Here is a 20902-nt window from a genome sequence, read left to right on the forward strand (position 1 = left end):
GGGCAACATCCTTTTCTTGCCTTGTTTACGATTTAGCTCTGAGCTCCATCCTGAGTGAGCAATCTATCCTGCAAGTCACGGATCACTCTCAACACACGACTCATTTCCTGCTGGGTTTTCAAATCCAGATCCAGCTTGCCATCCATGGTTTTCACCAGCGGCACAATGGATTCTTCAAAAATCCGGGCAAACGCCATCAAGGCATCGCCTACCTGGGGCGGGCTGTCCAGATTGACGGTAACTGCGGGGTTCAGCTGTACCGATTGCAGGCCTTCGGTGAGGCCGGTTTCGAGGGAACGGGACAGCTGGCTCAGGGCTTTATCCAGATCGGGTTCCGGGTGTTTTCCGCTGTCCAGTCCGGCAACCAGTTGTTGCCCCAGTTGCTGCAAATGTTCCGAGATCAGGCCAAGCTGGCGAACCACTTTCACCCCGGTTTCCTCGTCGCCACCGGCTTGCTGACGGCGGCGGTATTCTTCACAGATGGCCTGCCAGCGTACCGCTTCTTCATCGTTCATGGTGCCGCGCATCTGCTTGAGCTTGAGCAGGTTTTCTTCGGCACCGTAGGTCAGCAGCTGAGCCTCGCCCTGGTAGTGGTCATCAATCAGGGCTTCCAGCTCCTGGTCACTCATCACCGGCGACAGCTTCTCCGCCAGTTTGTTCATGTTCCGGTAGCTGCCCTGCAGCTTGAAGGTGGGCTCGGTACGGTATGCTTCTGCCTGGGCGCTGGAGGCAATGTAAGCCTGATTGACCCGCAACACGGTTTCCCGCACCCGGATCATTTTCTTCAGCAGGGCAACGATTTCATCGCGCTCGGCGGCACTGTAGTCGTATTCAAAGTCCGAATCCGCCACCGTTTTGCCTTCGGCCAGATCGGCGAACCGGTAAAAGTCCGCCATGCCCCGGGTGGCCAGCGGTGCCAGCACCCGGTTGGAGCTCAGGCTGTTCTCGATGTAGGACAGCGCAAAGGCATGCTCCATGCCCGAGAGCACGTCACCCAGGTTGTAGATGTCGGCCCGGTTGGCGAGCATGTCGGGGACCTTGAAGACTTCGCCGCTTTCGGTATACGGGTTCCCGGCCATCACCACACAGAAACGCTTGCCGCGCATGTCGTAGGTGCGGGTCTTGCCGCGCCACACCCCTTCTATGCGGCGCGTGCCGTCACACAGGGAGATAAATTTCTGCAGGAATTCGGGGTGAGTGTGCTGGATATCGTCCAGATACAACATCACGTTGTTACCCATTTCCAACGCCAGGTTGAGCTTGATCAGCTCCGCTTCGGCGGTGGAATGGGGTGCCTTTTCGGGATCCAGCGACATTACGTCGTGGCCCAGGCTCGGGCAGTTGATCTTCATGAAGATCAGGCCCAGACGGTTGGCCACGTATTCCATCAGCGTCGTTTTACCGTAGCCAGGCGGCGAGATCATCATCAGCAGCCCGGACTGGTCGGTGCGGCGGTCTTCACCGGCCGTGCCCATCTGCTTGGCCAGGTTATCGCCAATGATCGGCAGGTAGCTCTCGCTGATCAGCTTGTTACGTACAAAGGACGACAGCGGGCGGGGCCGGAACTCATCCAGCCGTAACTGGCCACGCCATTTCTCCAGTACCTGCTGCCGCACCTCCTGCAGCTGCTGCCAGCCAGGAATGATCTCCTGCTGGTGATATCGCAGACGCTCGTCAAATTCATCCAGTTGCAGGCTGAACGTGCGCTCTTCAATGCGAGGGTGTTGGCCCAGCAGACCCTCAATCTGGAACGCCAGTTCCACACTGCGGACCGAGGTTTTCACCGTTTCGCCTACGTTCAGCACGACCACGGCCTCCGGAAGATAGTGCAGCAGATGCTGCTGATCCGTCTTGGCCATCCAGGCTTTCAACCAGTGGCTGGTGATGCTCCAGCGAGCAGCCGGCTGATCGGCCACCACATCCAGTGCCTGCTGATACTGGGCAAACTGGTTATCCCGTTTCAGTGCCTCGACAAAGCCGGTCGCCAGATCCCCGGCATAGCGAGTGATATCGAAGGCTTCGGATTCTTCCGCCAGCTGCCGCACCAGGTACTGGGCTGCGGAATGCACCAGGCTGCGACCATCGCTGCCCGGCCCGGCCAGGCTCAATTGCTGTTCTTCCACAAAATTTGCGAGCTGCGGTTCCAGTTCCTGTTGCAGGGATTCCAGCAGCTCATCCGATTGCATCATGCGGCTGAGGATGCCGGCAGACAGGCACCGGGAACGCAGTTGCTGGCCCCCGCTCTGTTGCTGGCTCAAACCTGCCCAGAACAGCATGGCCAGTGCCCGCGCCCTGGGGCTGAAACGGAGCAACCCGGCGTTCTGAATCGCCGGCCACAGCGTACTGACTATCAGCGCTGCGTCGTGATCATGGATGCCTTTTTCGTAGCCCTCCCGGTATCGGGGCGAGGCGAACTTTCGAATGTAACCGGTCAGTTCCTCCAGATCCGCGACGTTAACCGGCAGGTCTCCGACCTTGCGGAACTCATCGATTACCAGTGCCGACAGATACTCCGCCCGGTACACCCGGTCGGATTCCGAAGGCTGGCTCATGTTCCAGTAGCCCCGGAGGCGATCCAGCTCGGGCTCCTCCAGGCGTTCGTAATACTGGGTCCCGGTCAGGTGCAGCAGGACATGATCGTCCCGGGGAATCAGGGTCAGATCCAGCTCCCGCTGGTTAACGCTGAACTTGTGCTTGCCCAGCCGGATAACGGCCCCGCCGTCCTCGAATATATCGGCTTTGTCCCGAACGCTGCGCAGGGCGGTGTCCTGAGCCGCTTTGAGCTGGCCCAGGCAATCGTCCGCCTCCATGGCTGCGCCCAGCTCCCGCAATTCTCCGGCCATGCTGCGCAACCGGCTAACCATGGCATCAGAGGCGAAGAAGGCGTGCAGCTCTTCCGGGCTGCTGAAACGTTCGGTACGGCGGCCCAGATTCTTGAGGATACGGGCGGCGGCATCGGTGAGCGTGGTCACCCGGCGCTGTTGCTGGTCTTGAAGTTGTTGGCGCCGTGCCTCAATGCTCTCGTGGGCGTTCTCACGCTGCTCCAGAATGGCCGCCAGGAACTCGTCGTATTCGCCAAACTGGCTTTCCAGCTCCTGCAGCTGATCCAGCATCCGGGTCATCAGACCATCGCATTCGCGCACATCCGACAGCGCGCTGACGCCGTTCGCCAGGCTCTGCTCAAACAGCCGGATACGAGCCGCAAACTGCGCCCGGGCTTCCGCACTGCCCTGCTCTTTCAGCCGGATTTCCGCTTCGGAGCGCTGCTGGTTGATGGTGGCGTAGATGCCGGAGATGTTATCGGTGATCGCCGTTTCCAGCGCGGCATCGTCACCGCCCATCGACGCCAGCATGCCCTGGATCATGTCCAGGCCTTCGGTCAGTTCCCGATAGCGATCGACAATCTTCTTCAGGGCATCCCGGCTGTCTGCCTCGGCCAGCGCGGCCTGCAACTCGGTCAGCGTCTGGCGGTAGCCATCCAGCGCCTCCGGCGAGGCCAGGAAACGGAAGGTGCGGTCGGTCAGCCGGTCTTCAGCCTCCGCCAGCTCCTGCTCGAGGCTATCGAGGCGGGCTTTGTCGGCATAGCGCCGATCATTGAGGGTTCGCACCCGGCCGCGATGGTCCCGCAAACGCGCCAGGTAACTGACAAACTGATCCGGTGCTTTCCAGCTATCCGGTTTCAGGTCCCGCATCAACGCGCCCTGGTCCTGCGCGACCTCGGTAATGGCAGCTTCGGTCTGGGCGCGAATGCTCTGGACTTTCTCATACTCATCCAGCACCAGCTCGGCGGTGCTTCGGATGGTGCTGAGCTGTTGATTTAACTCGGCAAATAAGGCTTCTTCCTGACGCGCTGACAGCCAGAAGAACTGGTCCAGAATACGGTCCACGGTACGAATCAGGTTGGTGAAATGCCGCTCACTGGCGCTGGCGCCCTCCACCAGGGTGACCACCGTATTCAGCTCGGCAATCCCCCGGACCAGCTCCGGATTGCCAATGCGCGCCAGCTCAGAATCGTTGGCGACGTTCGCCGCAGCGTGGAAACTTTCGGAGGTGAACGGCGTTTCCCACACCTGCAGCGGATGCACCAGCGTAGGTTCCTTGTCGGCATTGAAAATCACCAGATGCCCGTTTTCGAACAGGGCGTAACCGTGGCCAATCAGGGGCACATCCGCCTGTTTGCGAATCAGGTTGTAGCGGAACAGGATCACCTGACCGGTGCGCTGTTCGAAGAAGACATACAGCATGTCTTCGCCGTTGGGGGCCCGCAAGGTACGCTTGAGCCGGAAATCCCCATCGGGAATCTGGAAGGTTTTCAGCTCGCCGGTACTCAGGTAGTAACCCGACGGAAAAATCAGGCCGTGATTGTCCGGCAGCGACGCGACGGAACCGGCCATGGCGTCAACCCGCTCGATCTTGCGCTCGGTGCGGTTGAACAGGTAGTAGCGCCAGTGTTCTTCGTTAAACGGCAGAATCCGCACCAGCAGAATCTCGCCCAGATCGGCAAAATCGAAGCTGGCGTCGTCCAGTGACTGGGAATCGGACTCCACCGGGTCCGAGTAGATGCCTTCGCCGGTGGAGGTGTTGTTCTCCACCTTGAAAGTAATGTTGCCCCGCAGGTTATCCACAAACAGGGTGTCGGCGATGTTCAGGTGCGGAGAGCGGCCCTGAACCTGGCTGTCGCGGCCCACGGTTTTCCAGGGAAAACTGAAACGTTCCGGGAAAGACAGATCGCGCTCGCCGCGATTATCAATGTAGCGGCTGACCTCACCATCGGGCTTCAGCTCCCAGCGAAACACCCGAAGATCATCGAGTTTGTCACCGATGCGAAACGCCATCAGCAACATGCCGTTGAGAATCACCAGCTGCGACAGCGTGGCGGTGTTGTAGTACTGCTGCAGTTCCCGGAAATCAGTGGCGAAGCGTTCATCCTTGAGAAACGAACCCTCAATGGCCGCTTCGGTCATCTCGAAGCCGCTGTCGCCGTCGTTCAGGTGGTACAGCCGGAACACATCCTCAATCACCAGCGTCTTGCGCAAGCCCAGCTGGAGGTTGAAACCGAACAACAGCTTGTCGCCCAGACGCACCACATCCCGGGCGATGGCGTTGTTTTCGGTTCGCACCCGGGCCCGGCCCAGCACGTTCATGCCGGCACTGCCAAAGATCTCTTCCCGGGCCTGGTTCAGCCCGGACACCTGCTCACGCAGTTGCCCGCCCTGCTCTTTCAGCCGGCGCTTGATGGTTTCAAAGGCAGAACCTTCCTGAACAATGCTTTCGAGCTCGGTGCGATCCGTCGACATACCAAATCATCCTGAACCAAAGGGAAGTGCGATTAGCGGAAGCAACCACCAGCACCGGAAATCAGGCGCTGGTGGTCATCAGCCTTCTCAGGCTGTCTCGGAGCTGCGGCTGGGCTTCTCGCCCGCCACCCGGCCTGCGATGTTCGAGAGCGCTGCCTGCAGAGAGGGGGACTTGTCCAGCACGCCCTGAACACTCTTTCCGTAGCCAAGACCCTGGGCAAATTTCTCGAAAATGCCGCCATCGCCGCCGATCATCTCGAATTTGGCGTCTTTCAGGGCAGCGGCCATAACCCGGCCATTCTCCAGCATGCCAGCCTTCTGGGCATCGATCTGGGCCATCACTTCCTTCTCATGAACTTCCAGGTTCATGCGGAACTCTTCAAAGTGACGGGATTCCTCAGACATGCCATCGTAGGCCTTGAGCTTCTCAACCAGGCCAGCCGCTTCGGCCTTGGCCATGGCTTCGCGGGCTTCGGCTTTGGCGTGGCCCATACGCTGCTCACCTTCGGCCTCGGCCAGAACCATGGCCTTGCGGGCATCTGCCTTGGCAACACCCAGCTTCTCTTCACCCATGGCTTCAGTTTCCAGACGCTGTTCAAGCACCCGGACTTCAGCCATACCAGCTTCTTCATCGGCCTTGGCAGTAACCGATTTAACCTCGGCACGGGCCAGACCATCGGCCCGGATGGCAGACGCCTGGGCTTCCTTGACCTGCGCTTCCGCAAGGCCATCGGCAGCGGCCATAGCCTGGCGACCACGGGCCAGTTTCTCGTCAGCCACCGATTTCTTCTCGGCTGCGTCCATTTCCGCCTGGGCGGTGACGCGAATCTGCTCGGCTTCCAGCTTGGAGCGCTCAAACGCGGCCTCGGCCGCTTTCACATCTTTCAGCTTCAGTTCTTCGGCATCGGCTTCAGCCGCCACCACTTTCTTCACCTTCAGGCGGTCTGCTTCGGAGCGGTTGCGAACATCCTTGATGTTCTCTTCCTCTTCCGCCACATTGCGCTCAACAGCAATACGCTGGCTGGTGATATCGGCAATTTCCTTGCGCTCTTCTTCCAGCGCCTTTTCCATGCCAATGCGTTCAATTTCCACCGCCCGCTCGCGGTTAACATCCTCAAGCTCTCGGGCCTGGCGAATACGCACTTCTTCAATCTGCACCGCACGCTCTCGGGCTTTCATGGCCATTTCAATCTGGCGTTGCTTGTTTTCGTCCGCAATCGCCAGTTCTTCATCCGTCTTGATGCGAGCGGCTTCGGCACGGGCCCGCTCCTGCTCACGCACCTGCTCGGTTTCCGAAGTCTCACGGGCCTGCAGGGTTTCAATTTCACGGCGCTGGCGCGCTTCGGCTTCGGCCTGGCTGCGTTCCAGTTCCAGCGACGCTTCCCGGGCCGACACATTCTTGCGCTGGATTTCCAGCTCCTGGTCCCGCTCCAGACGGTTGGTTTCCACATTGTGGAGCGCGGTAATTTCGGTAATCCGCTTGATGCCCTCGGAATCCAGGATGTTGTTCGGGTCCAGCGAGGTCTTCGGCGTTTGCTCCAGGTAGTCGATGGCCACGTCTTCCAGCACGTAACCGTTCAGGTCTTCCCCGATGGTCTCGACGATGGAATCGCGGAAGCGCTGACGCTCCTCAAACAGCTGCATGAACTCGAGTTTCTTACCAACGGTCTTCAACGCTTCACTGAACTTGGCGTTGAACAGCTCGTTCACAGCGTCCCGGTCTGAGGCACGGCCCACACCAACCGACTTGGCCACGCGCAGTACGTCTTCCTGGGTTTCATTCACCCGCAGGTAGAAGGCCACGGTAATGTCGGCCCGCAGGTTGTCCTTACAGATCAGCCCTTCCTTGCCGGTACGGTTCAGCTCCAGGGTAATGACCGAGATTTTCATGGTCTCGGCGCGGTGGATAACCGGCAGCACCATGGCGCCGGTGAAATACACCTTGGGCGTGGGCGACAGGTCGTTCACGATCAGGGCCTGGCCCTGGTCCACCTTGCGGTAAAACGCCTTGAACAGGGCCAGTATGCCCAGTATCAGCAGAACCAGGACCCCGACGGTCATGATTGCTGGCATCATCCAAGATAAATCCATTTAGTCATTCTCCTGCGCTGATTGAAGGAAGTAAGTGCGGGGATTAACCGGCCGATTCGCCGGCGAGGAATTCAGCTTCCGGCACCACCCACCAGGCGTTCTTGTCCGGAATATGTTCGATCAGCACCGCGCGCTCACGATGCGACAGCGGTGTATGACTGCGAACCTGCAGTACCAAGTGGGCACCATCCAGGATCGCTTCAGCCCGGCCTTTGGTTTCCGTAACCGTTGCTGAGGTCACGACACAGGCGGTACCAATAATGCGTTTTTGCAGGGGGGGCAGGTAAGCCCGGCGGAACAACGGCCGCAGCGGGCGGATAACAACAGCGGTCACCAGAACACTCACCACCAGAGCGCCGGCAATGACTGCCAGGCCGAACAGTGCATGCAACAAGCCACCAGGCACCAGTGCACCAAGCAGCAGCTCCGCAAAATAACTCGCCAACCAGGCAATCAGGAACAACAGAGTAAGCACGAGTGGCAGCGGGACACCCTGTAGCCCCAGGGTCACCATCAGGCCGGAGAAGTCGCCGGAAGCATCAATATCGCCATCGGCCTCGATGTCGCCCAGACCCACCAGGGAAATCAGCCAGTAAACAATAGCCACGCACAGCAATACGGTAAAAATGACCGTGGGGAAGGAAAACGCAATTGCGAAGAATGTATCCATACGCGACCAGATATCCGTTCTGGTAAATCCACTGGGCGACAGTCCGTGTCAGACTGGCGGGTTGTTTATAACGTAAACAAACTATTTCTTGCAAATGTTTAATTGCGAAGTATAGACTCGGATGATTGACATAAAATGTCAAGCGACAGGACAAGGTTCGTCCGGATCGGCCGAACCGATTCAACGCCACAGGAAGGAGCTATTCGTGGATACCCAATCTCTCACCCTGGCCCTGGGTGACGCCACCCATGCTGGCCGAACCTTCGATGTCATGCCTATTGCCGGCGAAGAACCGGTGTTGCAGGTGATTGTTTCCGGTGCCGAAGAAACACCGGTGTACATTACCGTAACCGACACCCAGATTCTGTGCCTTGCGTACCTTTTTGACGAACAGGAACTGGCCTCGGAACGTCTGAACGAGCTGCATGAAAACATGCTGCGCATCAGTGTTCCCATGCCCTTAAGCTCTCTTGGCAAAACCGGCCAGCACTATGTGGTCTATGGCGCACTGAGCCCCACGTCCGGCACCAGCGAGATCATGCAGGAACTGGTAACCCTCGCCGAGAATGCCATCGACCTGTTACAGACTTTTGAAGACTACCTGGCTTGAGTGAGGGCTGAGACATGAGAACCGTACTTAAAAAAATCCTGACCGCCATGCGCGGGGGTGTGAACGAACTGGGTGAAGCCGTTGTCGATGGACAGGGCAACCGGATTCTGGAACAGGAACTGCGCGATTCCGAGCATGAGCTGAAACAGGCCAAGCAGGAGCTGGCGTCACTGATGGCCGAAGCGGCCTCCCTGGCCCGACAGATCCGTACCGAGCAGGACAGCGCCGCCAAGCGTGAAGACGATGCCCGCAAAGCCATCGCGGCTGGCCAGGAAGACCTGGCCCGGGAAGTGGCCGAGCGAATTGTTGGCCATGAACGCCGCGCTTCGGAGCTGACCCAAACCCGGGAATTGCTGCAACAGCGCATTGTGGGCCTGAAAGAGCGAGTACAGAAAGCCGAGAAACAGCTGGCCGACTACCGCCGGGAACTGCAAGTGGTGAAGACCAACGAGCGGGTGCTGCGCACCACCGCGCAGATCGACACCAACATCAACAGCCAGCAATCCTCCCTGAGCACAGCGAAAGAGACGTTGGAACGGATTCGCGAGCGCCAGGCCCGGGAAGAAGACCGCCAGACCGCCAGCGCGGCCCTGGAAAAAGAGCTGACCGGCGCAGATCTGGACGAAAAACTGAAAGCCGCCGGCATTGACGGCGAACAGGATCCCGTCAACGATGTGTTGGCACGCCTCAAGGGCGGCAACGCAAACCCGTAAACCCTGAGCGCCCCGAAATCGGGGCGCTCACTCAAGCACCTCGAAGGCGCTCTCACAGGCAACCCCATGGCGAAGAAACAGGACTGGTCCCGAGAAGAACAGGCCGTTCAGGCGGTACAGATGGCCTTCGACCTGTCCAACGATATCCAGCGCGCGTTTCGCGTGTCGGCGGCCATGCAGGATATGACGACCGCCGACATGGTGCGCAAGGTGCTCCACCTGCCCTACCGTAAAGGCCGTGCCCGCCCGCGGCTGACGGTAACCCTCAAAGACGAGGACTTCGAACTGCTGGCACGCAAGTACGAACTGGATCCGCAGGATCGTGCCGCTATTCGCCAGCGCGTGGCGGAGGAGTTGCAGGGATTTGCCAGACAGTATCTGACTGCCTCGGATCAGTAATCGAGCAGGCTTGAAGCCAGGTGCTTCAGAAACCGCTTTACCAGGAAAAGGACGTCATGCCCAGAAACCGCTATCGACAATGCCCGGCCTGCAATACCGCAAGCCTGGACTCTTCCAGCCATCCCTCCATATTCGACTGCCGCCTGTGCCACGGGCTATGGTTTGAAGATGGCGCGTTAAATCAGGCGATTGCCGAGCATCATGACGGCGTAGACCAGTACGATCACGAGCAGCACCTCGGCCCCGCGCTTCGCACCAGCGACCGGCTTTGCCGGCGGTGCCGCGTGCCCATGACCCACTACCAATTGCTGGCTCACTACACCACGGAAATTGACTGCTGCCCCGGCTGTGACGGCGTCTGGCTCGACAAACACGAAGTCGATCAGGTAATGCAGTCGCCGCAACTGAAGCAGGCCCTTAAAGACCTGAACCAGAAAGTGAGCTGGAAATCCTGGCTGTTCCAGTTCCTGACCGCCATGCCGGTGGAATACAACGTAAAACCCCACCGCACCCCCTGGGTTACCCGAACCCTGGTGTTCCTCTGTGCCCTGGTGTTTGGTGTTGGAGCGCTGTCCCCTGAGGCTAATGAATGGATCTTCGTAAACCTGGGATTGAACTCCGACACCCAAAGCCCGTCACATTTTGTGCTTCAGTTGCTGAGCTATCAGTTTGTCCACGGTGGCCTGATGCACCTGGTCGGGAACATGTACTTTCTGTGGATCATCGGCGACAACCTGGAAGATGCGCTGGGGCATGGTGCCTTCCTGGCACTCTACCTGTTTGCCGGCATTATGGCGGCCCTTGCGGAACTGCTGTTGTTCGATGCAAGCCAGGGCCCCCTGCTGCTGGTCGGGGCCAGCGGCTCCATCGCTGCCCTGTTCGGCCTCTACCTGATGTGGTTCCGGCACGCCAGCCTTACCTTCATGATCATTGTTTACCAGAAGAAACTCGCACCTCACTGGTACTTCCTGATCTGGAGCCTGATAAACCTGTTCGGGATGTTCACCGCCCAGGGCGGTGTGGCGTGGGCCGCGCATCTGGGTGGCTTTGGCTTGGGGTCACTGCTGGGCTACCTGTTGCGGGATTATGTGCTGCGGAAGAATCCGCTGATTGCGATGCTGAATCAGCCGGAGGCTGCGATTAACCGGTAGCTTTGCCGGTTAATCGCAATAGGTACCTACTCGCCGCAGGTTTCTTTAACCTTGGCGCGGAAACGGTCCCGAATCTGCTGATTTTCTTCCTCAGACACGTACTCCCGCTCACCCTTCTCATTGATATCGTAGAAGGTTGAAACACTCTCCAGGTGCTTGAGACGGGCCTGGAGATTCCTGCATAGCTCCTCCTGCTTTTCGGCCTGTTGCCGGGCTTTCGCTTCTTTGGCCTGACGCTCCTCCCGCTCCTTCTGTTGCTGTTCCAGGAACTCCGTCATTTTCTGCTGCCGGTCACGGGCTGTGGCATCAGCCTGGGCCGGCGCTGCATTGACGCGCACCTCCTTGGAACTGGCCTTCGCCGGGGGGCGATCGCCGAAATGGGTCTGACCGTTGGCATCTGTCCACTGGTAAACGGCAGCGTGAGAAAACGGACCAAGGGATAGCAGAAATAAAGAGATGAGAAGCTTGCGTGTCATAACTGAATTCCTTTTCGAATAATGCTTTGGACAACTTTCGAAGGAGTAGTCTACCCGATGATGGGTTTGGGAACTTTGACCGGGTAGTCACAAGAGCCGTCCTACCTGGTTGGCAATGGAAGCCCCCAGTTCACAAGTCAGGACGCATAACTCAACTTTTCCGCCATCAGGTCTGGCCTGCGTGTTGTATCGATGATGGAGACATCGGTAAACATGTCGTCCACTTTTTTCTTGAACGTTTTGTCATCCATATCCCGCCAGTAACGCGACGGACGCCCCATCGCCTGGTCGTGCTTTGCGGTGGTTGGGTCAAGGTGTCGATACTGCTCCAGCATGGGCATCTCCGGCAACGGCTTTGTGACATCCATATAGTTCTGAATGAAATCCCAATAGGCGTAACACATGGTGGGGCTACCGTGTGCCCCGAGAAGATCGCCAACGGTAACGTCCAGCTTGCTGTAACGGTGGGAGAGCACCAGGTCAAACAAGGTGCCGAAGCGATCAACCCGCGCGCAGCACCAGGCATCGAATTCGTAGAAAGGCTTTTCAACCACCACCGGCGGCTTTCCGGGGAGAAAAGGAAACTTTTTCGGGTATTGCCAGACCTTGATCATGCCGGTGCGACGGTTGAATTCCCATTCAGGGCCTCGGCCATTCCGTAAAAGCCATTTCGGGAAGAGGCGGAAGGCCAGATCTGCGATCAAAATGAGAATCCAGCCGCCTCCAAGCATGATAAATTCTGGCAAACCAAGACTTTGCAGATACTCGGAATAGTTTCTACCAGATGGCGTAAACAAAGGCGACATAAGAATCAAGGTTATCATGTACCCAGGGGAGATAATGTAAGTCCAAAATTTACCTATAACACTCATCATATCGAAGAAGCGCGCCCGAAAAGCCAATGGTGCATGCCGATAGCATTCGTGGTTATTCTCAATGAGAAGTCCGTACTGCGCTGCCACATCCTCTTTTTTCTCCAGTCGCCGTAACTTCTTAGGTGGGTTACTTGACATGAAGGTGGGCGGCATCACTTCACGGGTATTACCCCACGGTAATCGTAAGCTGGCTGAGCGATCTAATCCGGTTCGGTTCAATTCCTGAGTTTGATTGATTTGCTCGGGAATCGCGTCAGCGCGATAAGCATGGGAGCCGTAATAACTCGGCGATGTAGAACCTGCTAGTTTGCTACGGCCCTTGAATCCGGCTTCAGAGACATTAACCCCATCCAGGGGTGCGTGTGGGCTCATATCCATATGATTCTTCTTGCTCAAAATGGTGTTCAGGCTCGGAAACGACCTCTCCCTCGCTTTCGTTGTTGCTTCTCCTCACGACCCGCTTGCCATTCAGAGATTGGCCCCATCTGGGTAAACTTCAGGCCACGTTCATAAGCGCGTGCGAGTTGTTGATTCAGGTTCTGAAGTGCCTCAGACGGTTTGGCCCATTGCTCTTTTGGCAAAGGCGCGGACCAGGCTTTCAGCTCCTCAGGCAGGCTCTTCAGGGCCAGGGTCTTGATGCGGCGTTCGGTGATGATGTGAGCCAGGTAACGCTGGAAGAACCAGTCGCCCACCTTCTTGCTCAGCCAGGGCAACAGGGACATCTCTTTACGGGCTTGTCTGCACTTGGCTTTGTAGTGGGCCAGGGTTTCGTCCTCTTTCGGATCCGGGCAGGCCTCGGAACCGTTTTCCATAAACTGGCGAATACACTCCCATTGGGCCAGGCCGGCTGTTTCATGGCCAACGTTGATGCTGGCAGCGGCCAGGGCCGATTCCGGGTCGTCTGGTTTCGGAATCGCCAGGGTGAGAACCGTGTGGGTAGCCATCAGGCTGGGGCCGATGTCCTGGCGGGTTTCGATGTAGGCGACCAGTTTCTCCCACGGGTAAATTTCGTAGACGATTTTGGGGTCGTGTTTTTTCTTCAGGCGGAGAGCGAAGAAAAAATAGGTGCCAATCAGGAGAGTCTCCACGCCTAAAATACTCAGCCCCCAAGTTACCAACATGCTCCGATATTCATCAGACGCGTTTTCCTGAGTTACAGCAGAAAATAGAAAACCGATGGTGAGAATTACCACAATGTACGCGATCAAGCCCGTATTTATACTCCAAAAAAGCGGCTTGTAGACTTCTCCTCCGGTCAAACGTGCTATGGCAACCTCCCGGCGCTGCCGGTTCACTCTCACCGGAGGCGTATCTTTCACGGCTTTGTTACCCAGGAAATGCATGTACAGTCCCCACGGCAGAGAGATCAGGAGGTTTCCGACAAGCACGAACAGTGGCGCCTCCCAATCCCAGTTGCCCAAATGGTCCGGCCCCACTGCGAACATAAGACCAAACCCTAAGAAACCAATGGATAACAAACTCAAGCTAAAGAACATTAGGGAAAACTCAGCGCCGAACAACAAGTTGCCATGCTGTAAATCCAGCCAGCCATCGGTTTTTCGCCTAATCCAAGTGTTGACGTCTACCTCCCGTTCCCCTGTCATCACCGGCTCAGGACTGAGGGCCAGTAAGCGGCCGTCCTTGGTTGTCCGGCGTGCGCCGGCTTCCCAGCTGGAATCAGACATAATCTGCACGCACTTTCGACCTTCGCTGACCTGACACATCTCCAAGGCGCCCTACGCTCACGGACCGGAACACAGGTACCTGATGTACTGCATCCCCAAAAAAACCGATAACTAAATCCTTTATATTAATCAAGCGCCACCCTAACTACCGAATTAAATATCATTCCATATAGCTAAAGCACGAGGAGCTATACAACATATCATTATCAGTAAAAATTGGACTTACCAAAAATAAACTCAATCTCTTTGGGCCAGCGATACTTAAATGGGGTATACTTCCACCATATAAAACCGGGAATGAAAAGGATATAAAAAAAATGATCTATAATAAAAACCCGAAAAGATTTTATACCAACTTTATTCCGGTATGAATCATAATTTATTTTTGACAAGTGCTCACTATCTTCATCAACCAATCCTTCACAAACATACCTAACCAGAAAATTCCATTTCTTATACATATCATCCTGATTGAATCCAGAAAAAATTTTCTTCCTTTGCAAGGATCTTTTGGGACGTTTTCCGCAAAAATAATGCTTTTCACGCATGTAAATATGAGCAAAATACTGAGTTTCCCACACGACACCGGACCCCAAATATTGAAGGCTTTGAGAGAAGCTCACCTCCAACTCGTCCCATGGAATTCGATAAAAAGTTCCTCTATGCCCCACATAAACATATTTTTCTTGACGATCAATTCTAACAGGCAGCGTAAGCGGGAAAAGAATCTCAAAAAGATAAATTGTCCCCCATAACGGAAGCAACAACGCGGCTGTTGCAGAAAACGCCCCATGAAAAAACTGACCTACAAACCACATAATAGCCAAGACAACGATCATAAAGATATTTACGGGCACAAGCTGAAACCGCCTAAACTCAAGAAACGCCGTTCTTATATCCACAAAGCGATCATTTATAAAAGCAATGGCATAACTCAATTCATGTGAAGAGTCAGAGACACCATCCACCATTCTCGCAGGGGGGCTTGCTAAACGCTCATCGTGAGTGCGATAGAAGCGCTTTTCCAATTGTTGCTCGATATCCGTCTCCGGAAAATCACAGCTCAAAGGTGAGTCGCTCATTAACTCCTAACTCCTCTACATCATTCCCATCAATTATGATGCGCAGCCCATTGTCTCCCGTAACTTTCCTGCCGTCCTTTACATACTCAACTAACAACTCAAGTTGATCTCGGTTATTGTGGTTGAAATGAGTAAACTTATTAGACGCCCTACCTTTCTCGTATGCCTCTTTCTTATTTCGATCAAAAACATCGGTAATCTCTTTAAACTCATCATCTAACAAAAAACTTCGACTCACTTCAAAAAGCCTAACAGAAGCGGAACAAGATGCCTGATCAAAACCCGGAAAAAAAACAACAAAGCTCGTGTACTCCGGGAGAACTTTATATTCTCCCTGACGAGTAATTGCAGGCTGCCTAGTCACATATTCTGTAACTAATATTCTCGGAGAAAATAATAAATAGTAAAAAGCATCCAGCTCAGCTTCAAAATACCTCCGAACTTGAGAACCCTCTTCTGCTGATGATATTGACTTACTTATATCCAATAATTCGTCAGAAGTTGGACGAAGCCGATCATCCCAGTAGCGAAGGGTTCGGGCGTCCCCCCAAAAGGAGGTCGAAAGGAAATCCTCAATCCTCGAACGGGCAATGTATACCTGAATCGCAGATATTACGACGGAAATTGCCAATAAAACCGCACCGATAAGTACTACACCCGCTCCGATGCCGGTAAAGGCACCAGCCACGGCCAGATAGGTCAGGTAACCAATGCCCAGAGTCAATCCTATCTGGATACCAGCCATAGCGAATGCCGCATCATGCCCTGTGTGCCACGTTCGCCAAACCGTTCTGCCTTCCAAGATCAATGCGAGAACAGGGCCAACAAAGGGAAGATATTTCACAGTACGTTTTGAAATAACTCTGGTGCCTTTTGAAAGCACTTCAACAATACTGGTCCCCTTGAAAACAATGGACACTCTGTTGCCAACCAATGAGAAGTTCGCTGCAAAAGCCTTTGCATATTCTGACTGGATCAAGAGCCCACTGAAGTTAACCACGCCTTCTGCCAAGCTCCAGAGGCTATCAACAAAAGGTATCCACTTATCAAGGACATTTTGGTCGCCCAGCATCACGTCCTTCTGGGTTTCCTTAAGAGAAGACATCAAGCTAACCATGTTAACTGCATGAAAAAATGTCACCGCACCAATGAACTTTCCGCGACTATCTTTGATGGCCTCGACCACAGGGTCGAGACGGGTGTGTAACCAACCATACGGATTGTCCTTGAGGTCAGGAGTCAGATGGAACGCATCGATCATACTTCTTCGCAACCGATTCCGAATTTCGACTTCCAGCAAACCTGCGGCGACTGGTGATAAAGTTGCCCCCGAAAAGTCGTAGCCTGAGGAGGCGATCAACGCGTTTTGGTGAGCCTTGAAGAGTAAATCAGTCGCTGTATCCAGCGTCATGGCTCGTTCGTACACTTTTATCCCATAGCGATGGCTTACATCATCGATCCATTTTTTCCACTGATACCGAGTCTGACGGTTTTTCGCCCATTCGCCCATTTCCGCAGCTGGTGTTGCGAACTCCAGCATCAATGTGTCCGTTGCGGTGCTTACCTTCACAAATGCCGGTAGGTCATACATGCTCTCGACAATATTCAGGCTGCCATAGTCAAAACCCGGAAGTTCTTTCAGCTTCTCAGTGATCTTGCTTGTTGCAGTGGCAAGGAACAGAACGGTTTTAACGGTATCGGCAACAATACCTCCCTGCCCCTCCTCCGCAGCCATCCATTTCTTCGCATCTTCCCGCCCCTTTTCGGCCGACACATAGCCATCCAGAATTTCGGCCAATTCTTTCTCTGCAGCCTCAAAGCCTACAGCCATGCACATGTCATTAAACTCGAGCTTCCTGGCCAGAAGATCAGAATCGATCCAGCGTTTCCAATCATCGAAAACGCGGCTACGCTCTCTGTCATATTCTTCAATCTTCTGATGGTACTGGGCGACAAAGGCTTCTTTGTCTGCAATACGAACGCGGTCCGTCAATTCCTTCCTGATGTCTTCCTTATCATCTGCATCAGCCTTTTTACTGACCTCAAGTTCAATCAAGGCGTCGACCAGATTTGCCGTGGTATAGGGATAGGCATTCTCTTCCGCATGATTCATGATTACGTTGACGTAAAGCGCATGCAGCTGCCCAAGCTCAGACGTGATTCCAATCTCATCGTTCAGGGCTACGCAGTAGGAAAACTCCGTCACTTTTTTACTCAGACCCAACAAGTCCTGTTCTGACAAACTACGAGTGAACCCGGTTTGGCTCCACGCAAAGTCCGCCGACCGATCGCGAAATTCTTCGACGAACTGGTTGACGGTTTCAGTTGGTGCAATGTTTTGGTCATGGCATTTCGAAACCAATCCATCGAGGGCAAACGCCTCCATATATCGGCTTCGCACTTCAGCATCTGTTCGGGCGAGCTCCTGGAGACGAACAGTCCAGCGATGTGGTACAAATTTGAGAAATACCGTGCCTGCTTCGGGATGGTGAATACAGGGTAAAGCACTCTCAGCATCTGCCTCCGGAAGTAAGACAGAATTTGCCCCGGGCCGGACTTCGCTGATGACACCATGTTCATCAACGCGATATTCATGGAGTGTTCCGTACCACTCTGAGTACATATAGACCCAGCCCGCTGTGAGCGTCCGCAGGCAGTACTGTGTTTTTTCCAACGAAACACCTGGTGGGCGAAAATTGGCCGGCAGTTCGTTATCTTCCTGGCTGATTGCCCAGCGCACTGGATAGAGAGCAACCGTCTTCTGCGGAAGCGGACACATCTGCGCTGCAGAGTCGATATCAGCGGTCCCGTGTAGAAAAGCCGAGCTGTTCGCGCTACCCATTTATCTGTTCCTCCCTGGAATGTTTCTCCGCATATTCTGCGATGCGCATAATCGCTCTTTCCGGCTGACTTTCCCGACTCTGCCAGAGCTGTCGGACCCACTCTTGGTCAAACGCATTGGAACCTAGCCAACCGATTGTATTGATATAGAGAGCAATCTCACGCGTACTGAAGAGTCCGTATTGCTTAGCCTCGGACATGAGATCGGCAACCCTGGACCAGTTAGCTTCTCCTGTGCCTGACGAATGCAGCAACTGAGGAAAGTACTGCGCCGTATGCAGCTCAAGCGTCCTGAGTGCAGTCTGACGCGCAGCCTGTTCCATTGCGACCAAGTGCTCTTCATGAATAGCGAAGGGTTCTCTACTTGGCTCGTGGGACGGCTCGTTATTCCTGAAGCACTCCCAGTCTCCCCTCCGGCGATCCTGAACAGCAACAGCATGGCAGGGGCCCAAAAGGCGCTTTGCGTTCTCGTTTTGAGCGTCCGGAGAGAGCAGTTGTCGGACAATTTCCGGATCATAGAACCGAAAAACCACTTCATCACCGGAGGCCAATGTTCCAATTACCAACCCTCGAAAGTGAGTTACAAGCTCATCGAAGGCAGCGTCCGCCTGTAAGGCAATAGCGACGCCTCGATTCATCCAGTCATCAAAGCACTTCGAAAACAATGAGCTCTCCGGATCGGCCTGAACCAGCCAAGGGGAAATCTCGGACATATCCGCCAGCTCAGTCCCTCGATAAAGTGAATCACAGGATGCGTCGGGAATCTCTTTGTAGATGATTTCTGACAGGTTCTCGACCTTAGCGCCATCGATGAGAAGGAATGTCCGACCAGAATCAAAGAAGCCTCTGGGCAGTAACATCAAGCACCCCCTTCCTTTTTAAGCTCGCACACCTGGCAGATCCCTTTGCCTTGAATCGCAGCGTTTTTGATGGCTCTGATTTGGTCCGCTTTCGCAATCGGACGGACCGGCAGTTCAGGCAAAGGCTCTGGAGCGGGGCTTTGAATACCAGCCTTATCCACCAACCCCGGCATCTCCGGCACCTGCACCTTCTGCCCACTGCCTTTCCCTGCAGCACCACCGGCGTTCATCTTGATACTCGCGCCCCCCATGGCCACGCCACTGGGATCGATCTTTACGAAGCTGCCGCCGGCTTTCAGGGTGATTTCGGCGCCGGCCTCAATGACGGCTTTCTGGCCGGCTTTGATATGCAGCTCGGTACCCGAATCACTGAGCCACGCGGTGCCGGCTTTGAGATGAAGGGTGCCGGTTACGTTGAAGCTATGGTCTTTACCGGTTTGTTCGCGCTTTTCGCCGTCTACGGTGTGATGGCTGTTGCCTTTGCTGTGGCTGAAGCGGTTGTTTTCCACTGTCAGGTGGCTGTCATTCTTGATAACTTCGGTACGGTTGTTTTCCGTCATCAGGTCCAGGTCTTTCTGGGCGTGCACGTAGATCTGTTCTTCGCCGGCTTCGTCTTCAAAGCGCAGTTCGTTGCTGCCCTCGCCCTTGTGGGTTTTGGTCTTCAGGGTGGTCCGGGTTTTGTGCTCCGGCAGCGCGTACGGCGGTGTGTTGGTGGCGTGGTAAGTCCTTCCGGTGATGATGGGCTGATCCGGGTCGCCGTCCAGGAAGCTGACGATGACCTCGTGGCCGATTCTTGGCAAGGCCATGAAGCCGTATTGGCCGCCGGCCCAGCCCTGGGCCACGCGCAGCCAGGCGCTGCTGTGTTCGTCGTTCTTGGAATAGCGGTCCCAAGGGAATCTTACTTTCACCCGGCCATACTGGTCGCAGTGGATTTCTTCACCCTCGGGGCCGGTGACCAGAGCCATCTGGGGGCCGTCCATCACGGGTTTGTGGTTACACAGCGGGCGCCAGGTTTTGTCGGCCGGGATGGCGCTGAAGGTATTGTGGTAGCTGGTGGGCTCGCTGCCACCCTCTTCTTCCAGGGCCTGGGGCTGTTTGCCGGTATGGGTGATGGCGGTGAGCAGCCATTCCCGGTTCAGGGTCTGGCTGTCGTGGTCCTGCAGTTCCACTTTGGCGCCGGGGGTGAAATCCGGGCGGTTGCTTTTGCCGTTGGCCATGGATGCGTCGTTTCTAAGCGCATCCAGTCTGCTCTGGGTGAACGGCTGGCCGCTGGCGTCGGCTTTGTAGCGGCCGGGGTAGTCGTAGTGCTGGTAGTCTTCCCGGTGGTTAACACCGCCGGCACTTTGTTCGTGCATCAGGGCGTAGGCGGGGTTCTTGAAGGTGTAGTCCTTCATGGCCACGGAGGCGGCTTTGACCCGTTCTTCGTAGGCGAACTGGAACACGCAGGCCTGCTTTGTGCTGCCACCGGCTTTGGTGTTGCAGGTAACCGGGTCCAGTTTCGGGGCGTCGCCGTGGTGGTCAGCAAGGATTAACGCCGGTTGTTCTTCACCATCCACGCTGCCGTGCTGGTAGCGGTAGTGCCAGCCTTCTTCGGCGGCCAGTCGCTCCAGGAACTGCAGGTCGGTTTCCCGGTGCTGGACGCAGTATTCCCGTTCTTCCGGTGGGCGTTTGAAGTCAAAGATGGAATCCACAATGCCCCGCTCTTCGAGCAGGGTGCGCACGATGGCGTCGGTGGTCTGGGTCTGGAAGATGCGGCTGTTGTGCATCAGGCCCAGGCGCCACAGGGGCGGCTGGATGACGACTTCGTAGCGGGTGCGGCGGTGGCCGGTGTCGCCCCGCATAAATTCGTTCACCACGCCGGTGAACCGGCGCAGGGGCTGGCCATCCTGCCACACCACCAGGTCTACCGGCTGTTCCAGTACATCGGCGGCGGCCACATCCGGGTCGGTGCTGGCCAGTTGCAACCGGCCATGAAACAGATCAGACAGCCGTTCGGTCAGCGCGAAGCCGACAACGACAAAGTGGTCCGAGGGGAATTCGCCTACACGGGCGGTGAACTGCAATCCGCTTGCCTGGGGCATGACTTCGATCCCTGAAGATTGAATGTATCCGTTTTCAGCCTGCGCCATCCGGGTGCCGGCTCCCGCCAACC

Annotated in this window: 14 protein-coding genes; 4 read left to right on the forward strand and 10 right to left on the reverse strand. The window is 55.7% G+C overall.

Translation table 11 applies throughout. The features are described from left to right. Nucleotides 1–32 precede the first annotated feature (32 nt). From ACF8YQ_RS17145 to ACF8YQ_RS17155, 3 genes are all read right to left on the reverse strand, one after another. Entirely contained in the window at nt 33–5297 is a 5265-nt protein-coding gene (locus tag ACF8YQ_RS17145) for a DNA repair ATPase (RefSeq protein ID WP_396622108.1), read from the reverse strand. Nucleotides 5298–5384: 87 nt separating this feature from the next. Then, nucleotides 5385–7388, reverse strand: a complete 2004-nt coding sequence (locus ACF8YQ_RS17150; RefSeq protein ID WP_224850408.1) for a hypothetical protein — start codon at nt 7386–7388, stop codon at nt 5385–5387. 43 nt (nt 7389–7431) lie between these two features. Continuing rightward, nucleotides 7432–8058: a hypothetical protein gene (locus tag ACF8YQ_RS17155; protein WP_396622109.1), complete on the reverse strand. Its 627-nt coding sequence runs from the start codon at nt 8056–8058 to the stop codon at nt 7432–7434. Between the two features lie 205 nt (nt 8059–8263). On the opposite strand from ACF8YQ_RS17155, the gene ACF8YQ_RS17160 reads away from it, so the two are divergent. The 4 genes from ACF8YQ_RS17160 to ACF8YQ_RS17175 all read left to right on the forward strand — a co-directional run bounded on the left by ACF8YQ_RS17160 (nt 8264) and on the right by ACF8YQ_RS17175 (nt 10931). Beyond that, a complete protein-coding gene (locus ACF8YQ_RS17160) occupies nt 8264–8668 on the forward strand; it encodes a YjfI family protein (RefSeq protein WP_396622110.1) in 405 nt (134 codons plus the stop codon). A 14-nt stretch (nt 8669–8682) separates the two neighbouring features. Further along, complete coding sequence (locus ACF8YQ_RS17165) at nt 8683–9381, forward strand: PspA/IM30 family protein (protein ID WP_396622111.1); 699 nt, start codon at nt 8683–8685, stop codon at nt 9379–9381. Between the two features lie 66 nt (nt 9382–9447). Then, on the forward strand, nt 9448–9780 hold the full coding sequence (locus ACF8YQ_RS17170; protein ID WP_011787111.1) for a hypothetical protein: 333 nt from the start codon (nt 9448–9450) through the stop codon (nt 9778–9780). Nucleotides 9781–9836: 56 nt separating this feature from the next. Then, nucleotides 9837–10931, forward strand: a complete 1095-nt coding sequence (locus ACF8YQ_RS17175; RefSeq protein ID WP_396622112.1) for a rhomboid family intramembrane serine protease — start codon at nt 9837–9839, stop codon at nt 10929–10931. Between the two features lie 26 nt (nt 10932–10957). Here ACF8YQ_RS17175 and ACF8YQ_RS17180 read toward each other — a convergent pair whose 3' ends face one another. The 7 genes from ACF8YQ_RS17180 to ACF8YQ_RS17210 all read right to left on the reverse strand — a co-directional run bounded on the left by ACF8YQ_RS17180 (nt 10958) and on the right by ACF8YQ_RS17210 (nt 20831). Further along, complete coding sequence (locus tag ACF8YQ_RS17180; protein ID WP_011787113.1) at nt 10958–11407, reverse strand: DUF4124 domain-containing protein; 450 nt, start codon at nt 11405–11407, stop codon at nt 10958–10960. Between the two features lie 137 nt (nt 11408–11544). Continuing rightward, complete coding sequence (locus tag ACF8YQ_RS17185; RefSeq protein ID WP_396622113.1) at nt 11545–12678, reverse strand: hypothetical protein; 1134 nt, start codon at nt 12676–12678, stop codon at nt 11545–11547. A gap of 8 nt (nt 12679–12686) precedes the next feature. Further along, nucleotides 12687–13967, reverse strand: coding sequence for a hypothetical protein (locus ACF8YQ_RS17190; RefSeq protein ID WP_396622114.1), 1281 nt, complete (start codon nt 13965–13967; stop codon nt 12687–12689). Nucleotides 13968–14173: 206 nt separating this feature from the next. Further along, nucleotides 14174–15049, reverse strand: a complete 876-nt coding sequence (locus ACF8YQ_RS17195) for a hypothetical protein (protein ID WP_396622115.1) — start codon at nt 15047–15049, stop codon at nt 14174–14176. Further along, nucleotides 15024–17891 (reverse strand): toxin VasX, encoded by a 2868-nt coding sequence (locus tag ACF8YQ_RS17200; protein WP_396622116.1) that lies wholly within the window; start codon nt 17889–17891, stop codon nt 15024–15026. The genes ACF8YQ_RS17195 and ACF8YQ_RS17200 overlap by 26 nt, the downstream gene beginning before the upstream one ends. Next, nucleotides 17884–18750, reverse strand: coding sequence for a DUF4123 domain-containing protein (locus ACF8YQ_RS17205; RefSeq protein WP_396623327.1), 867 nt, complete (start codon nt 18748–18750; stop codon nt 17884–17886). Before ACF8YQ_RS17205 ends, ACF8YQ_RS17200 begins: the two co-directional genes overlap by 8 nt. Continuing rightward, nucleotides 18750–20831: a type VI secretion system Vgr family protein gene (locus ACF8YQ_RS17210; RefSeq protein ID WP_396622117.1), complete on the reverse strand. Its 2082-nt coding sequence runs from the start codon at nt 20829–20831 to the stop codon at nt 18750–18752. Before ACF8YQ_RS17210 ends, ACF8YQ_RS17205 begins: the two co-directional genes overlap by 1 nt. Nucleotides 20832–20902: the final 71 nt, after the last annotated feature.

Source organism: Marinobacter sp. W-8, assembly GCF_044342215.1.
GTDB lineage: Bacteria > Pseudomonadota > Gammaproteobacteria > Pseudomonadales > Oleiphilaceae > Marinobacter > Marinobacter nauticus.